Genomic DNA, 1,303 nt, shown 5'->3' on the forward strand with positions numbered 1-1,303 from the left:
TGATAATTCGGTAAAGTTCTTCCACTTCTGGTTTTTTGAGTTTGATTGTGTACTGTACCATGATATCTCCTTTTTAGTACAAATATACTAAATATTACCGTCATAGCAAAGTTAACTTAACACTAGATATTATTCGGTGAACATCACCGCATTAAATTCTGATTACGGCGCGTTTCTTTCACTCCAACGCAATACTTCCGAGCATGTTGGATTAAGAGTGAAAACCGGTTGGTCGCACCTCGAAGGAAGTTGGAAGGATGCATCTCACATCAAGATTACGGAAAGAACTAATCTTTTATCAGGCGATTTGGCTATACTGTATTATCTGGCTCCATGCGCGCCGGCGTCACCCTATATTTTTGGCGGAGTTGGCGGCAGTTATAGAATGGTACATAACGGACAAACCGGATTTCAGGATAAAAGGGAATTCGGGTCTCAGGTAGCTGTCGGTGCCGGTATTGAATACAAGATGAATCGCAAGTGGAGTTTTACTTCAGAGGTTGGCTATCATGTTACCAGTAATTCAAAACTTGATGGCGCTATTGTTCCGACTGAGGTGAATGGACGCGATTCATATTTAGTTTTTGCCGGCGGCTTCCATTTCTTTTTTCGTAAAGGCGAGCCATCCAAGCAGTGCGAACCTTGTCCGGAATTTACCCCGGGAGGGATAGACCTGACCGACTATAACAGAATTGAAAATCTGATTGTGAAGCATATACCCAAAGAAGTTACCAACCAGGTCGTCATTGACAGATACATCATGGAATTTAAAAATGATCTGTTGGTTCTGGTGGGTGTAAATTTCGCATTCGATAAAGCGGACCTTTTACCAGAGTCATACCCTGTGCTTGATAAATCCGTTGTTTTATTGAAAGATAAACCCGGTGCGAAATTTGAGATTTAAGGATATACTGATTATCTCGGCACCAAGGCTTACAACATGGAACTTTCAATTCAGAGAGCTCAAACTGTTAAAGCATATCTTGTTTCTCAAGGAATAGAACAAGACAGACTTACAACTGTCGGTTACGGGAAAAATCGTCCAGTTGGAGATAACGAGACCGAAGATGGCAGAGCAATGAACAGAAGAATAGTGTTTAAAATGATTAGATAAAGAAACAAAAGAGATTATTATGAGAATTGATACCACAAATCCTAAAAGTATTTTAGGCCGATTGACGCGCTTCGTCGGAGCAATGCTTATGGTAGCATTGATAGTATCGACCACCAGCGCATCCGGTCCCGGTGCAGTCAATCTGGGAACCGCCGGTGATTTCGTGATCCTGGCAAAAACCGGAATCTC

General features: G+C 41.8%; 2 protein-coding genes. Both read left to right on the forward strand.

Going from position 1 to position 1,303, the window contains the following annotated elements:
- Positions 1-136: 136 nt before the first annotated feature.
- Positions 137-904, forward strand: coding sequence for a hypothetical protein (locus COT43_09830; protein PIS27570.1), 768 nt, complete (start codon positions 137-139; stop codon positions 902-904).
- 36 nt (positions 905-940) lie between these two features.
- A complete protein-coding gene (locus COT43_09835) occupies positions 941-1,114 on the forward strand; it encodes a hypothetical protein (GenBank protein PIS27571.1) in 174 nt (57 codons plus the stop codon).
- Positions 1,115-1,303 lie beyond the last annotated feature (189 nt).

The organism is Candidatus Marinimicrobia bacterium CG08_land_8_20_14_0_20_45_22 (genome assembly GCA_002774355.1).
In the GTDB taxonomy this organism is placed as follows: Bacteria; Fidelibacterota; UBA2242; order UBA2242; family UBA2242; genus 0-14-0-20-45-22.